Here is a 16,938-nt window from a genome sequence, read left to right on the forward strand (position 1 = left end):
GTAGTCGATAGCGTTAATGGTTGCTTTATGGTGGAGTGTTGCTCCTGAGTTACGCAAATTAAGGAAGGCGCATGAAATCGGGTCGCTACATTGGGGTGATGTCGGGAACGAGTCTGGACGGTGTGGACGTGGTGCTGGCGGCCATCGATGAGAACATGGTCGCGCAGCAGGCAAGCCTGACGTTTCCTATTCCACTGCCGCTGAAAGAGGCGATCCTCGCGATTTGCCAGGGGCAGCCGCTCACGCTTTCGCAACTGGGACGGCTGGATACGCAACTGGGAAAACTGTTCGCTGATGCCGTTCTGGCGTTGATGGATCGCGAGCATCTGCACCCGGAAGATATCGTGGCGATTGGCTGCCATGGGCAAACGGTCTGGCACGAGCCAACGGGAATTGCACCGCATACGCTGCAAATAGGCGATAACAATCAGATTGCCGCCCGTACTGGCGTAACGGTGGTCGGCGATTTTCGTCGGCGCGATATGGCGCTGGGCGGACAAGGCGCGCCGCTGGTTCCGGCTTTTCACCACGCGCTGCTGGCGCATCCGGTTGAACGACGGATGGTGCTCAATATTGGCGGTATTGCCAACCTGTCGCTGTTAATCCCCGGTCAGCCGGTCAGAGGCTATGACACCGGGCCGGGTAATATGCTGATGGATGCCTGGATCTGGCGGCAAAAAGGCAAGCCGTATGACAAAGACGCTCAGTGGGCAAGCGAAGGGAAAGTGGTGCTGCCGCTGCTGCAAAATATGCTCAGCGATCCTTACTTCGCGGCGATACCGCCGAAAAGCACCGGGCGCGAATATTTCAACTATGGCTGGCTTGAGCGCCATCTGGTTCATTTCCCGGGTATTAGCGCCAGTGATGTCCAGGCAACGCTGACGGAGCTGACGGCGGTGACCATTTCCGAGCAGGTATTGCTGAGTGGCGGTTGTGAACGTCTACTGGTGTGCGGCGGCGGCAGCCGCAACCCGCTGGTGATGGCGCGCCTGGCGGCGCTGCTGCCGGGTATTGAAGTTTCCACGACGGATGACGCAGGGATCAGCGGTGATGATATGGAAGCGCTGGCTTTTGCCTGGCTGGCATGGCGAACGCTCGCCGGGTTACCAGGCAATCTGCCGTCGGTGACCGGCGCTTCTGCGCCGACGATACTTGGCGCCATCTATCCGGCGAACCCACGTCAGAATCAGAGTTAACCGGATTTTACTTTGGTGTTACATCGCTAGACTGACCGCATTTAAGGAGGGCGCTTCGCCCTCCGTGACCAGGACTGTCCAGGGATACCCAATGAAAAAACTGCTTATTGCCTGCCTGCCCGCACTGCTTGCCGGGTGTAGTTATTACAACCAGTTCGTTGAACGGATGCATACCGACACGCTGGTTTACCAGTGCGATGAAAAGCCCCTGACCGTGAAAATTAACCGTACCCGCCAGCAGGCCAGTTTCGTCTGGGATGACAAACTACTGACGCTGCAACAAGGGTTATCGGCATCCGGCGCGCGCTATACCGATGGCGTTTATGTTTTCTGGTCGAAAGGTAACGGCGCGACGGTCTATAAACGCGATCGCATCGTGCTGAATAACTGTCAGTTAATTCCAGAGCGTTGAGATTTTCACAGGGGGGCGCATAATAGCCCTCCCTGATGATTATTTTTTGCTAATGCCATGTCTGATAACGATCAATTGCAGCAAATCGCGCATCTGCGCCGTGAATACACTAAAGGCGGTCTGCGCCGTAACGACCTGCCAGCAGAGCCGCTGAAACTCTTTGAACGCTGGTTAGGGCAAGCCTGCGAGGCCCAGCTCGCCGATCCGACTGCCATGGTGGTAGCAACGGTGGATGAAAACGGTCAGCCTTATCAGCGTATCGTGTTGCTTAAGCACTATGATGAAAAAGGGCTGGTGTTTTATACCAACCTTGGCAGCCGTAAAGCGCACCATATTGAGCATAATCCGGCGGTCAGCCTGCTGTTCCCATGGCACATGCTGGAACGCCAGGTGATGGTCATCGGTAAAGCGGAACGCTTATCGACGCTGGAAGTGGTGAAGTACTTTCACAGCCGCCCGCGCGACAGCCAAATCGGCGCCTGGGTTTCTAAACAATCCAGCCGTATCTCCGCACGCGGTATCCTCGAAAGTAAATTTCTTGAACTGAAGCAAAAGTTCCAGCAGGGCGAAATTCCTCTGCCCAGTTTCTGGGGCGGTTTCCGCGTCAGTATTGAGCAAATGGAGTTCTGGCAGGGCGGTGCCAACCGTCTGCACGATCGTTTTTTATACCAGCGTGAAAATAACGCATGGAAAATTGATCGTCTCGCCCCGTAATCCCTGAAAAATGTTGCGTTAAGCGCTGGTACTCCGTGTTCCGGCGCTTTATGCTATCTGCCCCCCTGAAGTATCCTTTCGCATCTGGCGAAAAGTCGTGTACCGGCAAAGGTGCAGTTCCGTTTTATACATGGAGAATTTGATGGCAAGCAGTAACTTGATTAAACAATTGCAAGAGCGGGGCCTGGTGGCTCAGGTAACGGATGAGGAAGCGTTAGCAGAACGACTGGCGCAGGGGCCAATCGCGCTTTATTGCGGCTTCGATCCCACCGCAGACAGCTTGCATTTGGGGCATCTCGTTCCATTGTTATGCCTGAAACGCTTCCAGCAGGCGGGTCACAAACCGGTTGCGCTGGTAGGCGGCGCGACCGGGCTGATTGGCGATCCGAGCTTTAAAGCAACCGAGCGCAAACTGAATACCGAAGACACCGTGCAGGAGTGGGTGGATAAAATCCGCAGGCAGGTGGCGCCGTTCCTCGATTTCGACTGCGGTGACAACTCCGCAATTGCGGCGAACAACTACGACTGGTTCGGCAATATGAACGTGCTGACCTTCCTGCGCGATATCGGCAAGCACTTCTCTGTTAACCAGATGATTAACAAAGAAGCGGTGAAACAGCGTCTGAACCGTGATGATGTCGGTATCTCTTTTACCGAGTTCTCCTACAACCTGTTACAGGGTTACGACTTCGCCTGCCTGAACAAGCTGCACGGCGTGGCGTTGCAGATCGGTGGTTCCGATCAATGGGGCAACATCACTTCCGGTATCGACCTGACCCGTCGTCTGCACCAGAATCAGGTATTTGGCCTGACGGTTCCGTTGATCACCAAAGCTGACGGCACAAAATTCGGTAAAACCGAAGGCGGCGCGGTCTGGCTGGATCCGAAGAAAACCAGTCCGTACAAGTTCTACCAGTTCTGGATCAACACCGCCGATGCGGATGTTTATCGCTTCCTGAAATTCTTCACCTTTATGGACATCGCCGAAATTAACGCGCTGGAAGAAGAAGACAAGAACAGCGGTAAAGCACCGCGCGCGCAGTATGTGCTGGCCGAGCAGGTCACGCGTCTGGTGCATGGTGAAGAGGGGCTGGTTGCCGCAAAACGCATCACCGAAAGCCTGTTTAACGGCACGCTGAGCGATCTGAGCGAAGCGGATTTCGAACAGCTGGCGCAGGATGGCGTGCCGATGGTCGAGATGGAAAAAGGCGCGGATCTGATGCAGGCGCTGGTCGACTCCGAACTGCAACCGTCCCGCGGCCAGGCGCGTAAAACCATCGCCTCCAATGCGGTCACCATCAACGGTGAAAAACAGTCCGATCCGGAATACACCTTCGCCGACAGCGATCGCCTGTTTGGTCGCTACACGCTGCTGCGTCGCGGTAAGAAAAATTACTGCCTGATCTGCTGGAAATAATTCACGTCATATCCCGGGGGAGTGAGAAATCACTCCCTTCTTTTTTTGTCCCGTCATTGCAAGGCTACAAAAATGAAGAACATCCTCGCCATTCAATCGCATGTGGTCTTTGGGCATGCGGGGAACAGTGCGGCTGAATTTCCGATGCGCCGTCTTGGCGCCAATGTCTGGCCGCTGAATACGGTGCAATTTTCTAACCACACCCAGTACGGAAAATGGACCGGCAGCGTTATGTCGCCCGCGCATCTGACGGAGATTGTGCAGGGTATCGCCGCTATTGATCAGCTACAGCGCTGCGACGCGATACTGAGCGGCTACCTCGGTTCGGCGGAACAGGGGGAACATATTCTCGGTATCGTGCGTCAGGTAAAAGCCGCCAATCCGCAGGCGAAATACTTCTGCGATCCGGTGATGGGACATCCCGAAAAAGGGTGCATCGTTGCGCCAGGCGTTGCCGAATTTCATCTGCGCCACGCGTTACCGGCCAGCGATATCATTGCGCCTAATCTGATTGAGCTGGAGATCCTTTGCGAACATGCAGTGAATAGCGTGCAGGAGGCGGTCGCTGCCGCGCGTGAACTGATTGCGAAGGGGCCGCAAATTGTGCTGGTGAAACATCTGGCGCGCGCCGGTCTGAGCGCGGATCGTTTTGAGATGCTGCTGGTGACGCCGCAGGAAGCCTGGCATATCAGCCGTCCGCTGGTCGATTTCGGCGCGCGCCAGCCGGTTGGCGTCGGCGATGTCACCAGCGGGCTGTTGCTGGTGAAGCTGCTGCAGGGCGCGCCGGTACGTGAGGCGCTGGAGCATGTAACGGCTGCGGTGTATGAAATTATGTTGACCACTCACGGCATGCAGGAGTACGAGCTGCAAGTGGTGGCAGCGCAGGACAGGATCGCGAAACCGGAACATCTGTTCAGCGCAACCTTGCTGTAATAAAAAAGGCGGGATTTTCCCGCCTTTCTCTTACTGGCATCAATGCCGCCCGCAAACGCACTGTGGGGCCATCAATACTTACTGAATACCTTCCGCTGCCATCGCTGCCGCAACCGCCGGACGAGCAGCAACGCGCGCCATGTAAGCGTCAATATGGCTCAGGCCTTCCATGTTCAGTTTCACCGCGCGCGCCCAGCGCAGCACCGTAAACAGGTAGCCATCAGCAATGGTGAAGCGCGCGCCGCTGATCCACTCGCTGTTCGCCAGCGATTCGTTTACGTATTGCAGCTTTTTCTCCAGCAGAGCGCGAACCGTCGGTTTGTACTCTTCCGGCGTATCCGGGCGAAAAAGCGGCGTGAAGCCTTTATGCAGCTCGGTGGCGACAAAGTTCAGCCACTCCAGCGTTTTGTAGCGCGGCAACGTACCAACGGGCGCCAGAAGCTGGCTGTCCGGCGCGCTGTCGGCGGCATACTGCATGATTGCCACGCCTTCCGTCACCAGCGTGGTGTCATCAAGCTGAAGCGCAGGGATCTGGCCTTTCGGGTTAATGGCAAAAAAGTCTTCGCCATTTTCCAGGCGCTTTTTCATCAGGTCGACGCTAACCAGCGTCACGTCTTTACCGGTTTCACGCAGGGCAATGTGCGATGCAAGCGAGCAGGCGCCTGGCTTGTAAAACAGTTTCATTATGCTTTCCTTATCGTTAATTTCGTGCATTAGGTTATTACGCCGCGGAATAAAAAAAAAGCCGCTAACCTGGGTTAGCGGCTGAATATTTCGTGTTCCCCGCAGCGATTACGCTGTTGCGGTTTCCGACGTTTCGCGCACGTTGTCGTCGCTCTGCGTCATGCGGTTCAGCTTCGGTGCAGCCAGGATCATCAGCACAGCAATCACGGCTGTGGCGATACCAATCTGCAGGAAGACAGTACCGTAGATATCCAGTGACATCAGCGGGTCGGTCACGTTTTCCGGGATCGCCATCCGGTTAGCGACGTAACCGGCGATGATGTTCGCCCCGGCAGTAGTCAGGAACCAGCTACCCATGATGAAGCCCATCAGACGTTGTGGTACCAGCTGCGCAACCATCGCCAGGCCCAGGCCGGAGATCATCAGTTCGCCGATACTTTGCAGGGCGTAGCTTGCAATCAGCCAGTTCACGGAGACGATACCGGCATCGGACGCGAATTTGGTGCCCAGCGGCAGAACCAGGAACGCGCCTGAGCACAGCACCATACCGATCGCAAATTTATGCGGCATCGGCAGCGTATCGCCCATTTTGTTGTAGATCGCGGCCAGAATCGGGCTACCAATAATGATCCAGAACGGGTTCAGCGCCTGATACTGTTCCGGCTCAAACGCGATGCCGAACAGCGTGTGTTCAACGTTGCGAATGGCAAAGAAGTTCAGGGACGTCGGCATCTGGCTGTACAGGACGAAGAAAACGATCGCCTGAAGCATCAGAATGAAGGCCACAATCATTTTGCGACGCGCAGCGCCTTGCAGGGCGAACGTCTCTTTCGCGAAGATGCAGATAATGCCCAGCGCAACAACGCCCAGTACCATACGGGCGATCCCCTGGTTGTGCAGCAGCCAGGTGGCGATGGCAACCAGCACGACGACACCGACGATGGTCGCCAGCAGGTAACCCATGCGCACCGGTGCGAAATCCGGTTTTGAACCGTAGTTTTTCACCCAGCGTTTGCAGAAGGCGAAGTTAACGATGGTGATCAGCAGACCGACAACGCTCAGACCAAATGCCGTGCTCCAGCCGAACTTCGCGGCAAGCCACGGCGTTGCCAGCATAGAGAAGAAGGAGCCAACGTTAACGGACATGTAGTACATGGTAAATGCACCGTCCAGACGCGGATCATCTTTGGCATAGCAGGTAGAGAGCAGGGAAGACGGGTTGGCTTTGAACAGCCCGTTACCGACGGCGATAGCCGCCATACCCATATAGACGATACCGGCGTCATGACCAGACCATGCTACCAGCGCATAGCCGATCGCCAGCACAATCGCGCCCAGCATAATCACACGTTTGGTGCCGAGGACTTTATCGCCCAGCCAGCCGCCGATAGCGACCAGGCCGTAGACCAGCGCGCTAAAGGAAGAGAACAGCGTAATCGAGTCCGCTTCGGACATACCCAGCTGTTTTACCAGGTAAACGGCCATGATCCCTTGCAGGCCGTAGTAACCAAAACGTTCCCATAACTCGATGGAGAAAATCAGATAAAACGCTTTCGGTTGTTTAAACGCGTTCAGGCTAACGCTTTCGGTTGGTTTGTTTGCAGTTGACACATATACCTCTTTTTTTACATCCCATATTAACGGGGGTGTTCAGCGCGTAATAACCAGAGTTCATCACGCTTATAGTTATATTGGGAGGGGAAACGGCGGGTAATGTTCACTATCCTGGGCTTTCAGGCAATACCTTCGAAATATTCTGTTACATAGATCTCCGTCATTACATTACTCGGTAATTGTATTTGTTATTCAGAGTTAAATTTTATCAATGTAATAAAGACGGATTTTTCCACTGAGATGAGCGGGTGGGTTTGCTTTATTAGCCATATGTTCTACTGTTTTGCTTGTAATGTAGTGTATTGGACTGGTTTATCAAACATTGATGGTTATATGTCTTGAAAATAAGTGATTAAACTTTGCGCTGCGCCATGGAATTTTCAGCGGTAAACTTCTTTTTTAACATCACATTAGCAATGTCAGTATAATCACACTGTGGTTGTATTTTTTTCTTCTAAAAAAATGATAAGACTTAATGAATACGCATAAGTGAACGATTATTTGCTCAATTCACCTTTTTTCGCACATTAATGCGTCTTAATGGGCAATGTGCAGAGATGTGAGTAATATCACATCAGTTATCGGCTGAAAATCAGCAAGTTCCGCCAATTTTCATGACTTCCGCATACGGTAAAAAGGCAATAACCCTGGCTTTTTTAACGTTATGCCGCGCATTGCCCATGACATCCCGCCGCGCTACTGGCAGACTGCTGCCTGTCCCTTTCTACTGGAGTCAAATAATGAACTTTCACCCGTGGCTCAATGCGTTACATATTGTCTCCGCCATCGTCTGGATTGGCGGCATGTTGGTAATGGCTGTGGTTGCCGGCTGGAGCGCGCTGCAAAGTGATAAAACCTCTACGGCGGGGTTGTTGCTGACGGTACGCCGCTGGAGCCGCAAAGTCGTTACCCCCGCGATGCTGCTGCTGTGGATTGCCGGAGCGATCATGGTTATCGCTCACGGACAGTTTCCGCATCTCTGGCTGGTCGTGAAGATTGTGGCCGTGATTGCGCTTTCCGGGCTGCACGGTTTTCTTTCGGCAACGATACGCCGGATGGCGGCAGGCGAGGCGGTGAAGGGCGCAGGCGCTGTGCGTAATGCCACCACGCTGATTATCGTCGTGGTGGCGGTGATTATTCTGCTGGCGGTATTCCGGCCGTTCTGACGGCGGTCAGAGTTCGACTTTGTCGTCGTATTCGCAGAGATCTTCGATAATGCAGGAGCCGCAGCGCGGCTTACGGGCGATGCAGGTGTATCGCCCGTGCAGGATCAACCAGTGGTGGCAATCGACTTTAAACTCAGCTGGCACCACTTTCAGCAGTTTCTCTTCCACTTCCTCAACGTTCTTACCGGGCGCAAAACGCGTGCGGTTAGAGACGCGGAAGATATGTGTGTCGACGGCAATAGTTGGCCAGCCAAAGGCGGTATTGAGCACCACATTGGCGGTTTTACGCCCGACGCCCGGCAGCGCTTCCAGCGCGGCGCGATCTTCCGGTACTTCGCCACCATGTTTTTCCAGCAAAATGCGGCAGGTTTTAATCACGTTTTCCGCTTTGCTGTTAAACAGGCCAATGGTTTTGATGTATTGCTTTACGCCCTCAACGCCCAGCGCCAGCATCGCGGCTGGCGTATTGGCAACCGGGTAGAGCAGCGCGGTGGCTTTATTGACGCTGACGTCGGTCGCCTGGGCGGAAAGCAGCACGGCGATCAACAGTTCAAACGGCGAACTGAAATTGAGTTCGGTGGTCGGGTGAGGGTTGTTTTCCCGTAAACGGGTTAATATTTCCAGCCGTTTTGCTTTATTCATTATGCCTTCCCGGGCGACGAGTGCGCAGCGTCACTAACAGTGGCAGCGGCTTCCCGGCGCTTTTTCATTTTTTGATCGATCAGATACTTCACTGCCAGCATCATGCCCAGACCGATAAATGCACCCGGCGGCAACATTGCCAGCAAAAACGGTGAATCGGTGTGAAACACTTCAATACGCAGCACTTTAGCCCAGTTGCCGAGCAGACCATCTGCGCCGTCAAACAGGGTGCCATTGCCAAGGATTTCACGCAGCGAGCCGAGAACAAACATCGCACAGGTTGCCCCCATGCCGATGGAAAAACCATCCAGCGCCGATAACGCCGGACCTTTTTTCGCGGCAAACGCTTCAGCGCGCCCAACCACGATACAGTTGGTGACAATCAGCGGAATAAAAATCCCCAATGACTGGTACAGACCAAAAGCGTAAGCGTTAATCAGCATCTGCACCGCGCTGACTACGGATGCGATAATCATCACGTAAATAGGTATACGGATCTCTGCGGGCGTCCAGCGGCGCAACAACGAAATAAACAAGTTGGTCAGCGTCAGAACCAGCGTGGTAGCCAGCCCCAGACCCAGCGCGTTAGTCGCCGTGGAGGTTACCGCCAGTAGCGGGCACATCCCGAGCAGTTGCACCAGCGCGGAGTTGTTCTTCCACAGCCCCTGGACGATAACGTCTTTTACTTCGCTCATCGTTTACTCTCCACAACCCGGTAAACGGGAAAGCTGCTCAGGCAGCGTCGTTGCATACAGACCCGTGCGTTTAACCGCATTGACCACCGCGCGCGGGGTAATGGTGGCTCCCGTGAACTGATCGAAATCGCCACCATCTTTTTTCACCGCGAAATGCGGATCGGTGGCACTTTCAATTTTCTTCCCGGAAAAATGCGTGATCCAGTCAGAAATACGCAGTTCGATTTTATCACCCAGCCCCGGCGTTTCATGATGCTCTGTCACGCGCACGCCCAGCACGTTGCCGGAGAAGTCGGCACCGACCAGCAACTGAATCGCCCCAGAGTAGCCGTCGGGTGCCGTGGCTTCAATCACCGCCGCCACCGGCTGCTCATCTTTTTTGGCAATCCACAGATGATGCTGGCCTTTACCTAACGCCGGATCGCTCACCAAATAACAGCTCTGTTGCAGCGCATTATTATAGCTGTCGCCGGGGATCACCTGATCAAACAGCGCTTTCTGTTGCTGCGCGGCCTGTTCGGCAATCGTGGTTTTGGTCATTTGATCAATGGCCGCCGTCAGGCCGGTAGAAGCCGCGGCAAACAACGCCAGCGTCACGCCATGTTTACGCATTGTCTTCAGCATGGCGACTCCTTAACGATGCCCGTACACGCGAGGACGCGTGTAGTAGTCAATCAGCGGTACGGTGATATTAGCCAGCAGTACGGCAAAGGCGACGCCGTCCGGATAGCCGCCAAAACTGCGGATCAGCCACACCAGCAAACCCGCCAACGCGCCAAAAATCAGCCGCCCCTTATTGGTGGTGGAGGCGGTTACCGGATCGGTCAGAATAAAGAAAGCGCCCAGCATGGTTGCGCCGGAGAGCAAATGCAGATGCGGCGCAGCCAGCGCTTGCGGGGAAAAGATCCAGCCAAGCGTGGAGCACACGGCCAGTGAGAGCAGGAAGCTCAGCGGAATATGCCAGCGAATGGTCTTCTGCCACAGCAGGAACAGCCCGCCGACCAGATAGCCGAGGTTAACCCACTGCCAGCCTGCGCCCGCCAGCACACCGCTGTAGATCGGGTATTGCAGGATCTGCTCGACGCTGCGACCCGCATGCAGTGATGTTTTAAAGGTATCCAGCGGCGTGGCCTGGCTGACGCCATCAATGCCGATACGCAGGGTTTCCATGGTGGCGCCCGTTGCGGTATGTCCGCTGAAGATCACCTGTACTGCATCCATAAATCCCGGCACGGTATGGGCGATTTCGTATGGCGGCAGCCAGCTGGTCATTTGCACCGGGAAGGAGATCAGCAGTACCACGTAACCGATCATCGCCGGGTTAAATGGGTTGTGACCAAGCCCGCCATATAACTGTTTGGCGATAATGATGGCGAACGCCGTACCCAGCACCACCATCCACCACGGCGCGAAAGGGGGGATACTGATAGCCAGCAGCAGGCCGGTTAACAGTGCCGAGTTATCCGCCAGAATCGCGCCCACGTTTTGTTTACGCAGCGACAACACCAGCGCTTCCGCTCCCAGAGCAGTGACAATGGCGAGAATAATCTGTATCAGGGTTCCCCAACCGAAAAACCACAGTTGAGCGGCAATGCCTGGCACGGTGGCGAGCGTCACCAGCAGCATGATGCGTGAAGTCTGACGCTGGTTATGGGTATAGGGGGAACTTGCAATTCGAAAAACCATTTAATCCTCGTTAACAGCTTGCTGCGCGGCTTTTTTCGCCTGAACACGGGCGATGGCGGCGGCGACTGCCGCTTTGCGCGGATCATCATTGGCGGCCTGCGGAACCGGCGATGCCTCATTTGCCGCTGCCTGCGCCTGCGTTTGTTCTGCTTTGCGCGCTTTCGCGCGGGCAATTGCCGCCTCTACAGCCGCTTTGCGCGGATCGACAGACGTCTGTTCCGGTAGTTGTTCGGCAACCGGAGATTCAGGCTGCGCCGCTTTACGTGCTTTCGCACGGGCAATTGCCGCTTCGACGGCGGCTTTGCGCGGATCGACAGACGTCTGTTCCGGTAGTTGTTCGGCAACCGGAGATTCAGGCTGCGCCGCTTTGCGCGCTTTCGCGCGGGCAATTGCCGCTTCGACGGCGGCTTTGCGCGGATCGACAGACGTCTGTTCCGGCGGTTGTTCAGCAACCGGAGATTCGACCTGCGCCGCTTTGCGTGCTTTCGCGCGGGCGATGGCGGCTTCTACAGCAGCTTTGCGCGGATCGGCCGTTTCACCGCTCGTCGCGTTTGCCTCAGCGTGCTGTGCTTTCTCTGCCTGGCGGGCGCGCACCTGCGCTTTGCGCGCTTCGCGGGCGGCGATGGCATCGCGGTTATCCGGCTCAGCGCCAGCCTGAATCACCACCGGTTGCGTGGCGGTAGCTTGTTTTTCTCTTACGCGAGCCAGCGCTGCGTCGATGGCCTGCTGATCCTGAGCGCCAGGCTGCACTGCGGCCTGTTTGTGGCGCTGCTGGCGGGCAATTTTATCGCGCTCAAGACGAGCCTGACGCGCCTCAAAGCGTGATTTGGCTTCGATCGTGCGTTTCTCTTCCTGCTCAATGGCATAAATTTCCGCTTTCTCCTGGCGGAAATACTGCACCAGCGGAATATTGCTGGGGCACACCCAGGCGCAGGCACCGCATTCGATACAGTCGGAAAGATTATGCGCGGTGGCCTTATCGTGCTGCTGGCCTTTGCTGAACCAGTAAAGCTGCTGCGGCAGTAAATCTGCCGGGCAGGCATCGGCACAGGCGCTACAGCGAATGCAGCCTTTCTCTTCCTGCGGTTCACCCATTTCACTGGCAGACGGCGCCAGCAGACAGTTGGTGATTTTGACCACCGGAACATCCAGCCACGGCAGGGTAAAGCCCATCAGCGGGCCGCCCATAATGACCAGTTGTTCGCTGGAGGGGCAGAAACCGGCATGCTCAAGCAGATGACGCACTGGCGTCCCCAGACGCGCCCAGACGTTGCCGGGACGGGTGACGGCTTCGCCGGTCAGCGTGACGACACGTTCGGTCAGAGGCTCACCGTCAATCACCGCGCGTTTCACCGCATAGGCGGTACCGACGTTTTGCATCAGGATGCCGATATCGGAAGAACGACCGCCGTGCGGCACCTGTTTGCCGGTCAGGATCTGCGTCAACTGTTTTGCGCCGCCGGACGGGTATTTGGTTGGAATAACGCGTAACTGGATATCATGGCTATCGGCCAGCACCGCACGCATCATCGAAATGGCCTGCGGTTTATTATCTTCAATTCCGATGAGGATCTGACGCGGTTTAAGAATGTGCGCCAGAATACGCACGCCTTCGATAATCTGCGCGGCACAATCCTGCATCAGCCGATCGTCAGCGGTAATGTACGGCTCGCATTCGGCGGCGTTGATGATCAGCGTTTCAATTTTATTGCCGCCGCCATACAGTTTGGCGGCAGTCGGGAAGCCCGCGCCGCCTAACCCCGCGACGCCATACTGATGAATGCGCTCGAGCAACGCATCAATGCTGTGCGAGCGGTAGTCATGCCAGCCATCGCGTTCGATCCAGCGATCTTCGCCATCCGCTGCAATAATGACGCTCATTTCCGGTAACGCAGAAGGGTGAGCGGTGGAGTGGGGGGCGATAGCCACAACGGTACCCGACGTCGGGGCATGCACCGGCAGCATCCGGCCGCGACCGCGCGTCAGCGGCTGGCCGCGCAGCACCGTATCACCGACGCTGACGCACAGTTCGCCTTCAGCACCAATATGCTGTTTCAGCGGAATGACAAAGCGCTGCGCCAGCGGTAACTGGCGCAGCGGCGTGCCGTTAGACTGCGTTTTCATCTCCGGCGGATGAATGCCACCGTGAAAATCCCACAGTTTCTCTTTTCGGAAAGCGGAAAATAACTTAAGCATGGTGTTCCACAGGAATAATACGTACCGGGATGGTTTCTAAATCCCATTTCCAGCTCGCGGTGGTCGTTTCCACAGGACGCAATTCAATGCACTGCGTCGGGCACGGATCCACACAAAGATTACAACCGGTACACAGATCGCTCATCACCGTATGCATGGCGCGCGTGGCACCAAGGATGGCGTCGACCGGACAGGCCTGGATGCATTTGGTGCAACCAATGCAGTTGTTTTCATCAATAACCGCCAGCATCCGTACCGGCTCCTGCGCGCTGGCATCGCCGTCAAGCGGTTGCGGATCGACATTCAGCAGCGTGGCGATTTTCAGCATTACCGCCTCGCCGCCCGGCGCGCAGCGGTTAATTTTTTCGCCGTTGATGCCCACGGCTTCCGCATAAGGGCGGCAGCCAGGATAGCCACACTGACCGCACTGACTTTGCGGCAGCAGTTCATCAATACGTTCAACGACCGGATCGTCCTCAACCGCAAAGCGGCGGGATGCATAACCGAGAATGAGGCCGAACAGCAGCCCAAGCACGCTCAGGGCGGCAACGGCAATTGAAATTGCACTCATTACAGTTTTACCAGACCACTAAAGCCCATAAAGGCCAGAGACATTAAGCCCGCAGTGATTAACGCAATCGCATTGCCGCGGAAGGGGGCGGGCACATCGGCAACCACCAGACGCTCGCGGATCGCAGCGAACAGCACCATCACCAAAGAGAAGCCAACGGCGGCGGCAAAGCCATATAACGCCGATTGCATGAAATTATGACCAAGGTTGATATTCAGCAGCGCAACGCCCAGCACCGCGCAGTTGGTGGTAATCAACGGCAGGAAGATCCCCAGCAGGCGATAGAGCGCCGGGCTGGTTTTGCGCACCACCATTTCGGTGAACTGCACGACAACCGCGATAATCAGGATAAACGCCAGCGTGCGCAGATAGACTAAATCCAGCGGAATCAGAACCCAGGTATCGATAATCCAGGCGCACACCGATGCCAGTGTCATCACAAAGGTGGTCGCCAGACCCATGCCCATGGCGCTTTCCAGTTTTTTGGAAACGCCCATAAACGGACACAAGCCAAGAAACTTCACCAGTACGAAGTTATTGACCAGCACCGTTCCGATAAATAGCAGCAGATAATCTGTCATTATTTGGCCTGAAAATAAAAAAGCCGCCTATTATCGGTCAAACAGCACCGGGCGACAACAGGATAACTGTAAGGTTATTACGGATTAACAAAGGTCTTTTTCACGCGTTGAGAACGCTTGAAGTAAGGCACCATCAGCGCAGCGGCAAGCAGTGGGAAGAGAAGCTGTCGCACCGCCAGATCGTCGGAAACGGGGGAGAAAGCGAACGCTTTCAGCGACAGCAGGACGCAAATTAACGACCAGATTATATAGTGTTTGGGTACGCTGCGGCGGCGCTTAAAAAAGGCGACCACCAACCAGAACGTGTAATACCAGATGGCGATAGCGAAGGCGAATGAAACGAACCACAGAACGTTTTCTTTCAGTGTTTGCGCGCCGAGCGCCGCGACCGTCTGTGGCGTTAATAGCGCGGTGGCATAGAGCATTAATGCCAGAGAAGTACTTAATAACGTGAGCAGCAACCAGGCCAGAGGGCCAAGTAACCAGCCTCCGATTCGTTCTGCAGGCGTTGTCGTCATGTGTATTCCTCTGTTAAGGCTTTAATGTAATGCATTTATTTCGCCGGGCGAGGAGTATAAAGCATTACGCGCCAAATACCAGAGGTGTTACTGCACGTAGCGCCAGACAGAGCGGGGAACGCACCCAATGTCAAACAAGCGGCCGCCAGAGACCAGCTCAGCGCGGCGGTGATCGGCGGCGCGGTACATGTTGATGATTTCGGCAGTGTCGGTAAGCGTGTAGTTGAGGTGGTCAAACAATTTTTCCAGACTTTCGAGCGAACTGATTTTGCGGAATTTTAATAAATAGTCCTGAACGGTCATGTCGTGGGTTATCCATATATTGAAAGAGGCGTAAATAAAATAGGGCTAATTCGTTCGAATAATAAACATTATTATTATCGCAACGTAAATAGCTCTACTATTAAATTAAGAGTTTTCTTTTCGAATGAAAACAAGCGCCAGAACGGCGGCGGAGAAGAAGATTAACGATCTTCGCCACCGCTGGCAATAAGCATTTACTCTCTTTACCAGGAGTTTTCGTTATTATTTTTTTTGCGCGGCAATAGTCTGTTCCGGGGGCTGATAATTATCGATATGGCTGGCGAAAACCAAAAGAACGGTCGATACGCCGAGCACCACCCACCCCATTAGTTCAATGATCCGATTGATTATTCCGGCCATACTTCTACGACTCCCTGATGTTAATCCACGTATAAAAAAACGCCGCCCTGTCTCGGAAAGGCGCTGATTGCAGATTTAAGCAGATTTTTCAACCGGAAACCAGGGCGTAATGGTATTAAATCATTCATGAAATTTATGAATAGAGGAAGCGGTTGTCGCCATCCGACAGATGGTGTCAAATAAGTGCTCTAAAAGGAGGGGCCACAATATGAGTGATAAGATCCGTGTTGGCTTAGTCGGTTATGGCTATGCCAGTAAAACGTTCCACGCGCCGCTGATTGCCGGAACGCCGGGAATGGAACTGGCGGCCATTTCCAGCAGTGATGAATCAAAAGTCAAAGTCGACTGGCCCATCGTGCCGGTTGTCTCTGAGCCGAAACATCTGTTCAACGACCCGCAAATCGATTTGATTGTGATCCCCACGCCCAACGATACCCACTTTCCGCTGGCCAAAGCGGCGCTGGAAGCCGGTAAACATGTGGTGGTGGATAAACCCTTCACAGTGACACTGTCACAAGCGCGCGAGCTGGATGCGCTGGCGCGTAGTCTGGGGCGTGTATTGTCTGTTTTCCACAACCGGCGCTGGGACAGTGATTTTCTGACGTTAAAAGCGCTACTGGCGGACGGCACGCTGGGCGAGGTGGCCTATTTTGAATCCCATTTTGACCGTTTTCGTCCACAGGTTCGCAACCGCTGGCGCGAACAGGGCGGCCCGGGCAGCGGCATTTGGTACGATTTAGGTCCGCATCTGCTCGATCAGGCGGTTAATTTATTCGGTCTGCCGGTATCGCTGATGGTCGATTTGGCGCAGTTGCGTCCGGGCGCACAATCAACGGACTACTTCCATGCCGTACTAACTTACCCGCAACGTCGCGTTGTGCTGCATGGCACGCTGCTGGCGGCGGCAGAATCGGCGCGCTACATTGTGCACGGCAGCCGTGGCAGCTATGTGAAATATGGTCTGGATCCGCAGGAAGAGTGCCTGAAAAATGGCGCGCGTTTGCCGCAGGCTGACTGGGGCTACGATATGCGCGACGGCGTGTTGACGCGCGTGGAAGGCGAAGAACGCAGGGAAGAGAGCTGGCTGACCGTGCCGGGCAACTACCCGGCCTATTATGCTGCGATTCGCGATACGCTTAATGGCGTCGGTGAAAACCCGGTTCCGGCCAGCCAGGCGATCCAGATTATGGAGTTAATCGAACTGGGGATTGAGTCCGCAAAACATCGCGCCACCCTCAGCCTGACCTGAC

At 55.1% G+C, this 16,938-nt stretch carries 19 protein-coding genes; 7 read left to right on the top strand and 12 right to left on the bottom strand.

Annotated elements, in window-relative coordinates:
* Positions 1–71: 71 nt before the first annotated feature.
* From anmK to pdxY, 5 genes are all read left to right on the top strand, one after another.
* Positions 72–1,196, top strand: coding sequence for an anhydro-N-acetylmuramic acid kinase (gene anmK / locus C0557_RS10445; RefSeq protein ID WP_208658386.1), 1,125 nt, complete (start codon positions 72–74; stop codon positions 1,194–1,196).
* 91 nt (positions 1,197–1,287) lie between these two features.
* Positions 1,288–1,608 (top strand): C-type lysozyme inhibitor, encoded by a 321-nt coding sequence (gene mliC, locus C0557_RS10450; RefSeq protein ID WP_007374779.1) that lies wholly within the window; start codon positions 1,288–1,290, stop codon positions 1,606–1,608.
* Between the two features lie 57 nt (positions 1,609–1,665).
* Positions 1,666–2,322 carry a pyridoxamine 5'-phosphate oxidase gene (pdxH, locus tag C0557_RS10455; RefSeq protein WP_074779260.1) on the top strand — a complete coding sequence of 219 codons (657 nt, stop codon included), beginning with the start codon at positions 1,666–1,668 and terminating at the stop codon, positions 2,320–2,322.
* A 142-nt stretch (positions 2,323–2,464) separates the two neighbouring features.
* Positions 2,465–3,739 (top strand): tyrosine--tRNA ligase, encoded by a 1,275-nt coding sequence (tyrS, locus tag C0557_RS10460; RefSeq protein ID WP_208658387.1) that lies wholly within the window; start codon positions 2,465–2,467, stop codon positions 3,737–3,739.
* A 72-nt stretch (positions 3,740–3,811) separates the two neighbouring features.
* Positions 3,812–4,672, top strand: a complete 861-nt coding sequence (pdxY, locus tag C0557_RS10465) for a pyridoxal kinase PdxY (RefSeq protein WP_208658388.1) — start codon at positions 3,812–3,814, stop codon at positions 4,670–4,672.
* Positions 4,673–4,750: 78 nt separating this feature from the next.
* Here the strand turns inward: pdxY and gstA are convergent, their stop codons facing one another.
* On the bottom strand, positions 4,751–5,356 hold the full coding sequence (gene gstA, locus C0557_RS10470; RefSeq protein WP_208658389.1) for a glutathione transferase GstA: 606 nt from the start codon (positions 5,354–5,356) through the stop codon (positions 4,751–4,753).
* Positions 5,357–5,464: 108 nt separating this feature from the next.
* Complete coding sequence (gene dtpA / locus C0557_RS10475; protein ID WP_208658390.1) at positions 5,465–6,967, bottom strand: dipeptide/tripeptide permease DtpA; 1,503 nt, start codon at positions 6,965–6,967, stop codon at positions 5,465–5,467.
* A gap of 743 nt (positions 6,968–7,710) precedes the next feature.
* On the opposite strand from dtpA, the gene C0557_RS10480 reads away from it, so the two are divergent.
* On the top strand, positions 7,711–8,136 hold the full coding sequence (locus tag C0557_RS10480) for a CopD family protein (protein ID WP_208658391.1): 426 nt from the start codon (positions 7,711–7,713) through the stop codon (positions 8,134–8,136).
* 6 nt (positions 8,137–8,142) lie between these two features.
* Here the strand turns inward: C0557_RS10480 and nth are convergent, their stop codons facing one another.
* The 10 genes from nth to blr form a co-directional block, all read right to left on the bottom strand.
* The gene (gene nth, locus C0557_RS10485; protein WP_071920698.1) at positions 8,143–8,778 is read right to left on the bottom strand and encodes an endonuclease III; all 636 of its coding nucleotides are present in this window, start codon (positions 8,776–8,778) and stop codon (positions 8,143–8,145) included.
* Entirely contained in the window at positions 8,778–9,473 is a 696-nt protein-coding gene (locus C0557_RS10490) for an electron transport complex subunit E (protein WP_074779248.1), read from the bottom strand. The genes nth and C0557_RS10490 overlap by 1 nt, the downstream gene beginning before the upstream one ends.
* Before the next feature lie 3 nt (positions 9,474–9,476).
* The gene (gene rsxG, locus C0557_RS10495; RefSeq protein WP_208658392.1) at positions 9,477–10,097 is read right to left on the bottom strand and encodes an electron transport complex subunit RsxG; all 621 of its coding nucleotides are present in this window, start codon (positions 10,095–10,097) and stop codon (positions 9,477–9,479) included.
* 9 nt (positions 10,098–10,106) lie between these two features.
* Positions 10,107–11,159: an electron transport complex subunit RsxD gene (gene rsxD / locus C0557_RS10500; RefSeq protein ID WP_208658393.1), complete on the bottom strand. Its 1,053-nt coding sequence runs from the start codon at positions 11,157–11,159 to the stop codon at positions 10,107–10,109.
* Positions 11,160–13,355: an electron transport complex subunit RsxC gene (rsxC, locus tag C0557_RS10505; RefSeq protein ID WP_208658394.1), complete on the bottom strand. Its 2,196-nt coding sequence runs from the start codon at positions 13,353–13,355 to the stop codon at positions 11,160–11,162. It abuts the gene before it with no gap.
* Positions 13,348–13,926 (bottom strand): electron transport complex subunit RsxB, encoded by a 579-nt coding sequence (gene rsxB, locus C0557_RS10510; protein WP_043953699.1) that lies wholly within the window; start codon positions 13,924–13,926, stop codon positions 13,348–13,350. The genes rsxC and rsxB overlap by 8 nt, the downstream gene beginning before the upstream one ends.
* Positions 13,926–14,507, bottom strand: coding sequence for an electron transport complex subunit RsxA (gene rsxA / locus C0557_RS10515; protein WP_043953698.1), 582 nt, complete (start codon positions 14,505–14,507; stop codon positions 13,926–13,928). Before rsxA ends, rsxB begins: the two co-directional genes overlap by 1 nt.
* A 77-nt stretch (positions 14,508–14,584) precedes the next feature.
* On the bottom strand, positions 14,585–15,025 hold the full coding sequence (locus C0557_RS10520; protein ID WP_074779239.1) for a DUF2569 domain-containing protein: 441 nt from the start codon (positions 15,023–15,025) through the stop codon (positions 14,585–14,587).
* Positions 15,026–15,112: 87 nt separating this feature from the next.
* Positions 15,113–15,328, bottom strand: coding sequence for a transcription modulator YdgT (gene ydgT / locus C0557_RS10525; protein WP_007374794.1), 216 nt, complete (start codon positions 15,326–15,328; stop codon positions 15,113–15,115).
* A 222-nt stretch (positions 15,329–15,550) separates the two neighbouring features.
* On the bottom strand, positions 15,551–15,688 hold the full coding sequence (gene blr / locus C0557_RS10530; protein WP_074779237.1) for a division septum protein Blr: 138 nt from the start codon (positions 15,686–15,688) through the stop codon (positions 15,551–15,553).
* 208 nt (positions 15,689–15,896) lie between these two features.
* On the opposite strand from blr, the gene C0557_RS10535 reads away from it, so the two are divergent.
* A complete protein-coding gene (locus tag C0557_RS10535; RefSeq protein ID WP_208658395.1) occupies positions 15,897–16,937 on the top strand; it encodes an oxidoreductase in 1,041 nt (346 codons plus the stop codon).
* Position 16,938 lies beyond the last annotated feature (1 nt).

The organism is Kosakonia sp. MUSA4 (assembly GCF_013085925.1).
Lineage (GTDB): Bacteria > Pseudomonadota > Gammaproteobacteria > Enterobacterales > Enterobacteriaceae > Kosakonia > Kosakonia sacchari_B.

Excerpts from the sequence above, each read along its gene's own strand:
- anmK (WP_208658386.1), top strand. The coding sequence starts at position 72 with ATGAAATCGGGTCGCTACATTGGGGTGATGTCGGGAACGAGTCTGGAC.
- mliC (WP_007374779.1), top strand. The coding sequence starts at position 1,288 with ATGAAAAAACTGCTTATTGCCTGCCTGCCCGCACTGCTTGCCGGGTGT.
- pdxH (WP_074779260.1), top strand. The coding sequence starts at position 1,666 with ATGTCTGATAACGATCAATTGCAGCAAATCGCGCATCTGCGCCGTGAA.
- tyrS (WP_208658387.1), top strand. The coding sequence starts at position 2,465 with ATGGCAAGCAGTAACTTGATTAAACAATTGCAAGAGCGGGGCCTGGTG.
- pdxY (WP_208658388.1), top strand. The coding sequence starts at position 3,812 with ATGAAGAACATCCTCGCCATTCAATCGCATGTGGTCTTTGGGCATGCG.
- gstA (WP_208658389.1), bottom strand. The coding sequence starts at position 5,356 with ATGAAACTGTTTTACAAGCCAGGCGCCTGCTCGCTTGCATCGCACATT.
- C0557_RS10480 (WP_208658391.1), top strand. The coding sequence starts at position 7,711 with ATGAACTTTCACCCGTGGCTCAATGCGTTACATATTGTCTCCGCCATC.
- nth (WP_071920698.1), bottom strand. The coding sequence starts at position 8,778 with ATGAATAAAGCAAAACGGCTGGAAATATTAACCCGTTTACGGGAAAAC.
- C0557_RS10490 (WP_074779248.1), bottom strand. The coding sequence starts at position 9,473 with ATGAGCGAAGTAAAAGACGTTATCGTCCAGGGGCTGTGGAAGAACAAC.
- rsxG (WP_208658392.1), bottom strand. The coding sequence starts at position 10,097 with ATGCTGAAGACAATGCGTAAACATGGCGTGACGCTGGCGTTGTTTGCC.
- rsxD (WP_208658393.1), bottom strand. The coding sequence starts at position 11,159 with ATGGTTTTTCGAATTGCAAGTTCCCCCTATACCCATAACCAGCGTCAG.
- rsxC (WP_208658394.1), bottom strand. The coding sequence starts at position 13,355 with ATGCTTAAGTTATTTTCCGCTTTCCGAAAAGAGAAACTGTGGGATTTT.
- rsxB (WP_043953699.1), bottom strand. The coding sequence starts at position 13,926 with ATGAGTGCAATTTCAATTGCCGTTGCCGCCCTGAGCGTGCTTGGGCTG.
- rsxA (WP_043953698.1), bottom strand. The coding sequence starts at position 14,507 with ATGACAGATTATCTGCTGCTATTTATCGGAACGGTGCTGGTCAATAAC.
- C0557_RS10520 (WP_074779239.1), bottom strand. The coding sequence starts at position 15,025 with ATGACGACAACGCCTGCAGAACGAATCGGAGGCTGGTTACTTGGCCCT.
- ydgT (WP_007374794.1), bottom strand. The coding sequence starts at position 15,328 with ATGACCGTTCAGGACTATTTATTAAAATTCCGCAAAATCAGTTCGCTC.
- blr (WP_074779237.1), bottom strand. The coding sequence starts at position 15,688 with ATGGCCGGAATAATCAATCGGATCATTGAACTAATGGGGTGGGTGGTG.
- C0557_RS10535 (WP_208658395.1), top strand. The coding sequence starts at position 15,897 with ATGAGTGATAAGATCCGTGTTGGCTTAGTCGGTTATGGCTATGCCAGT.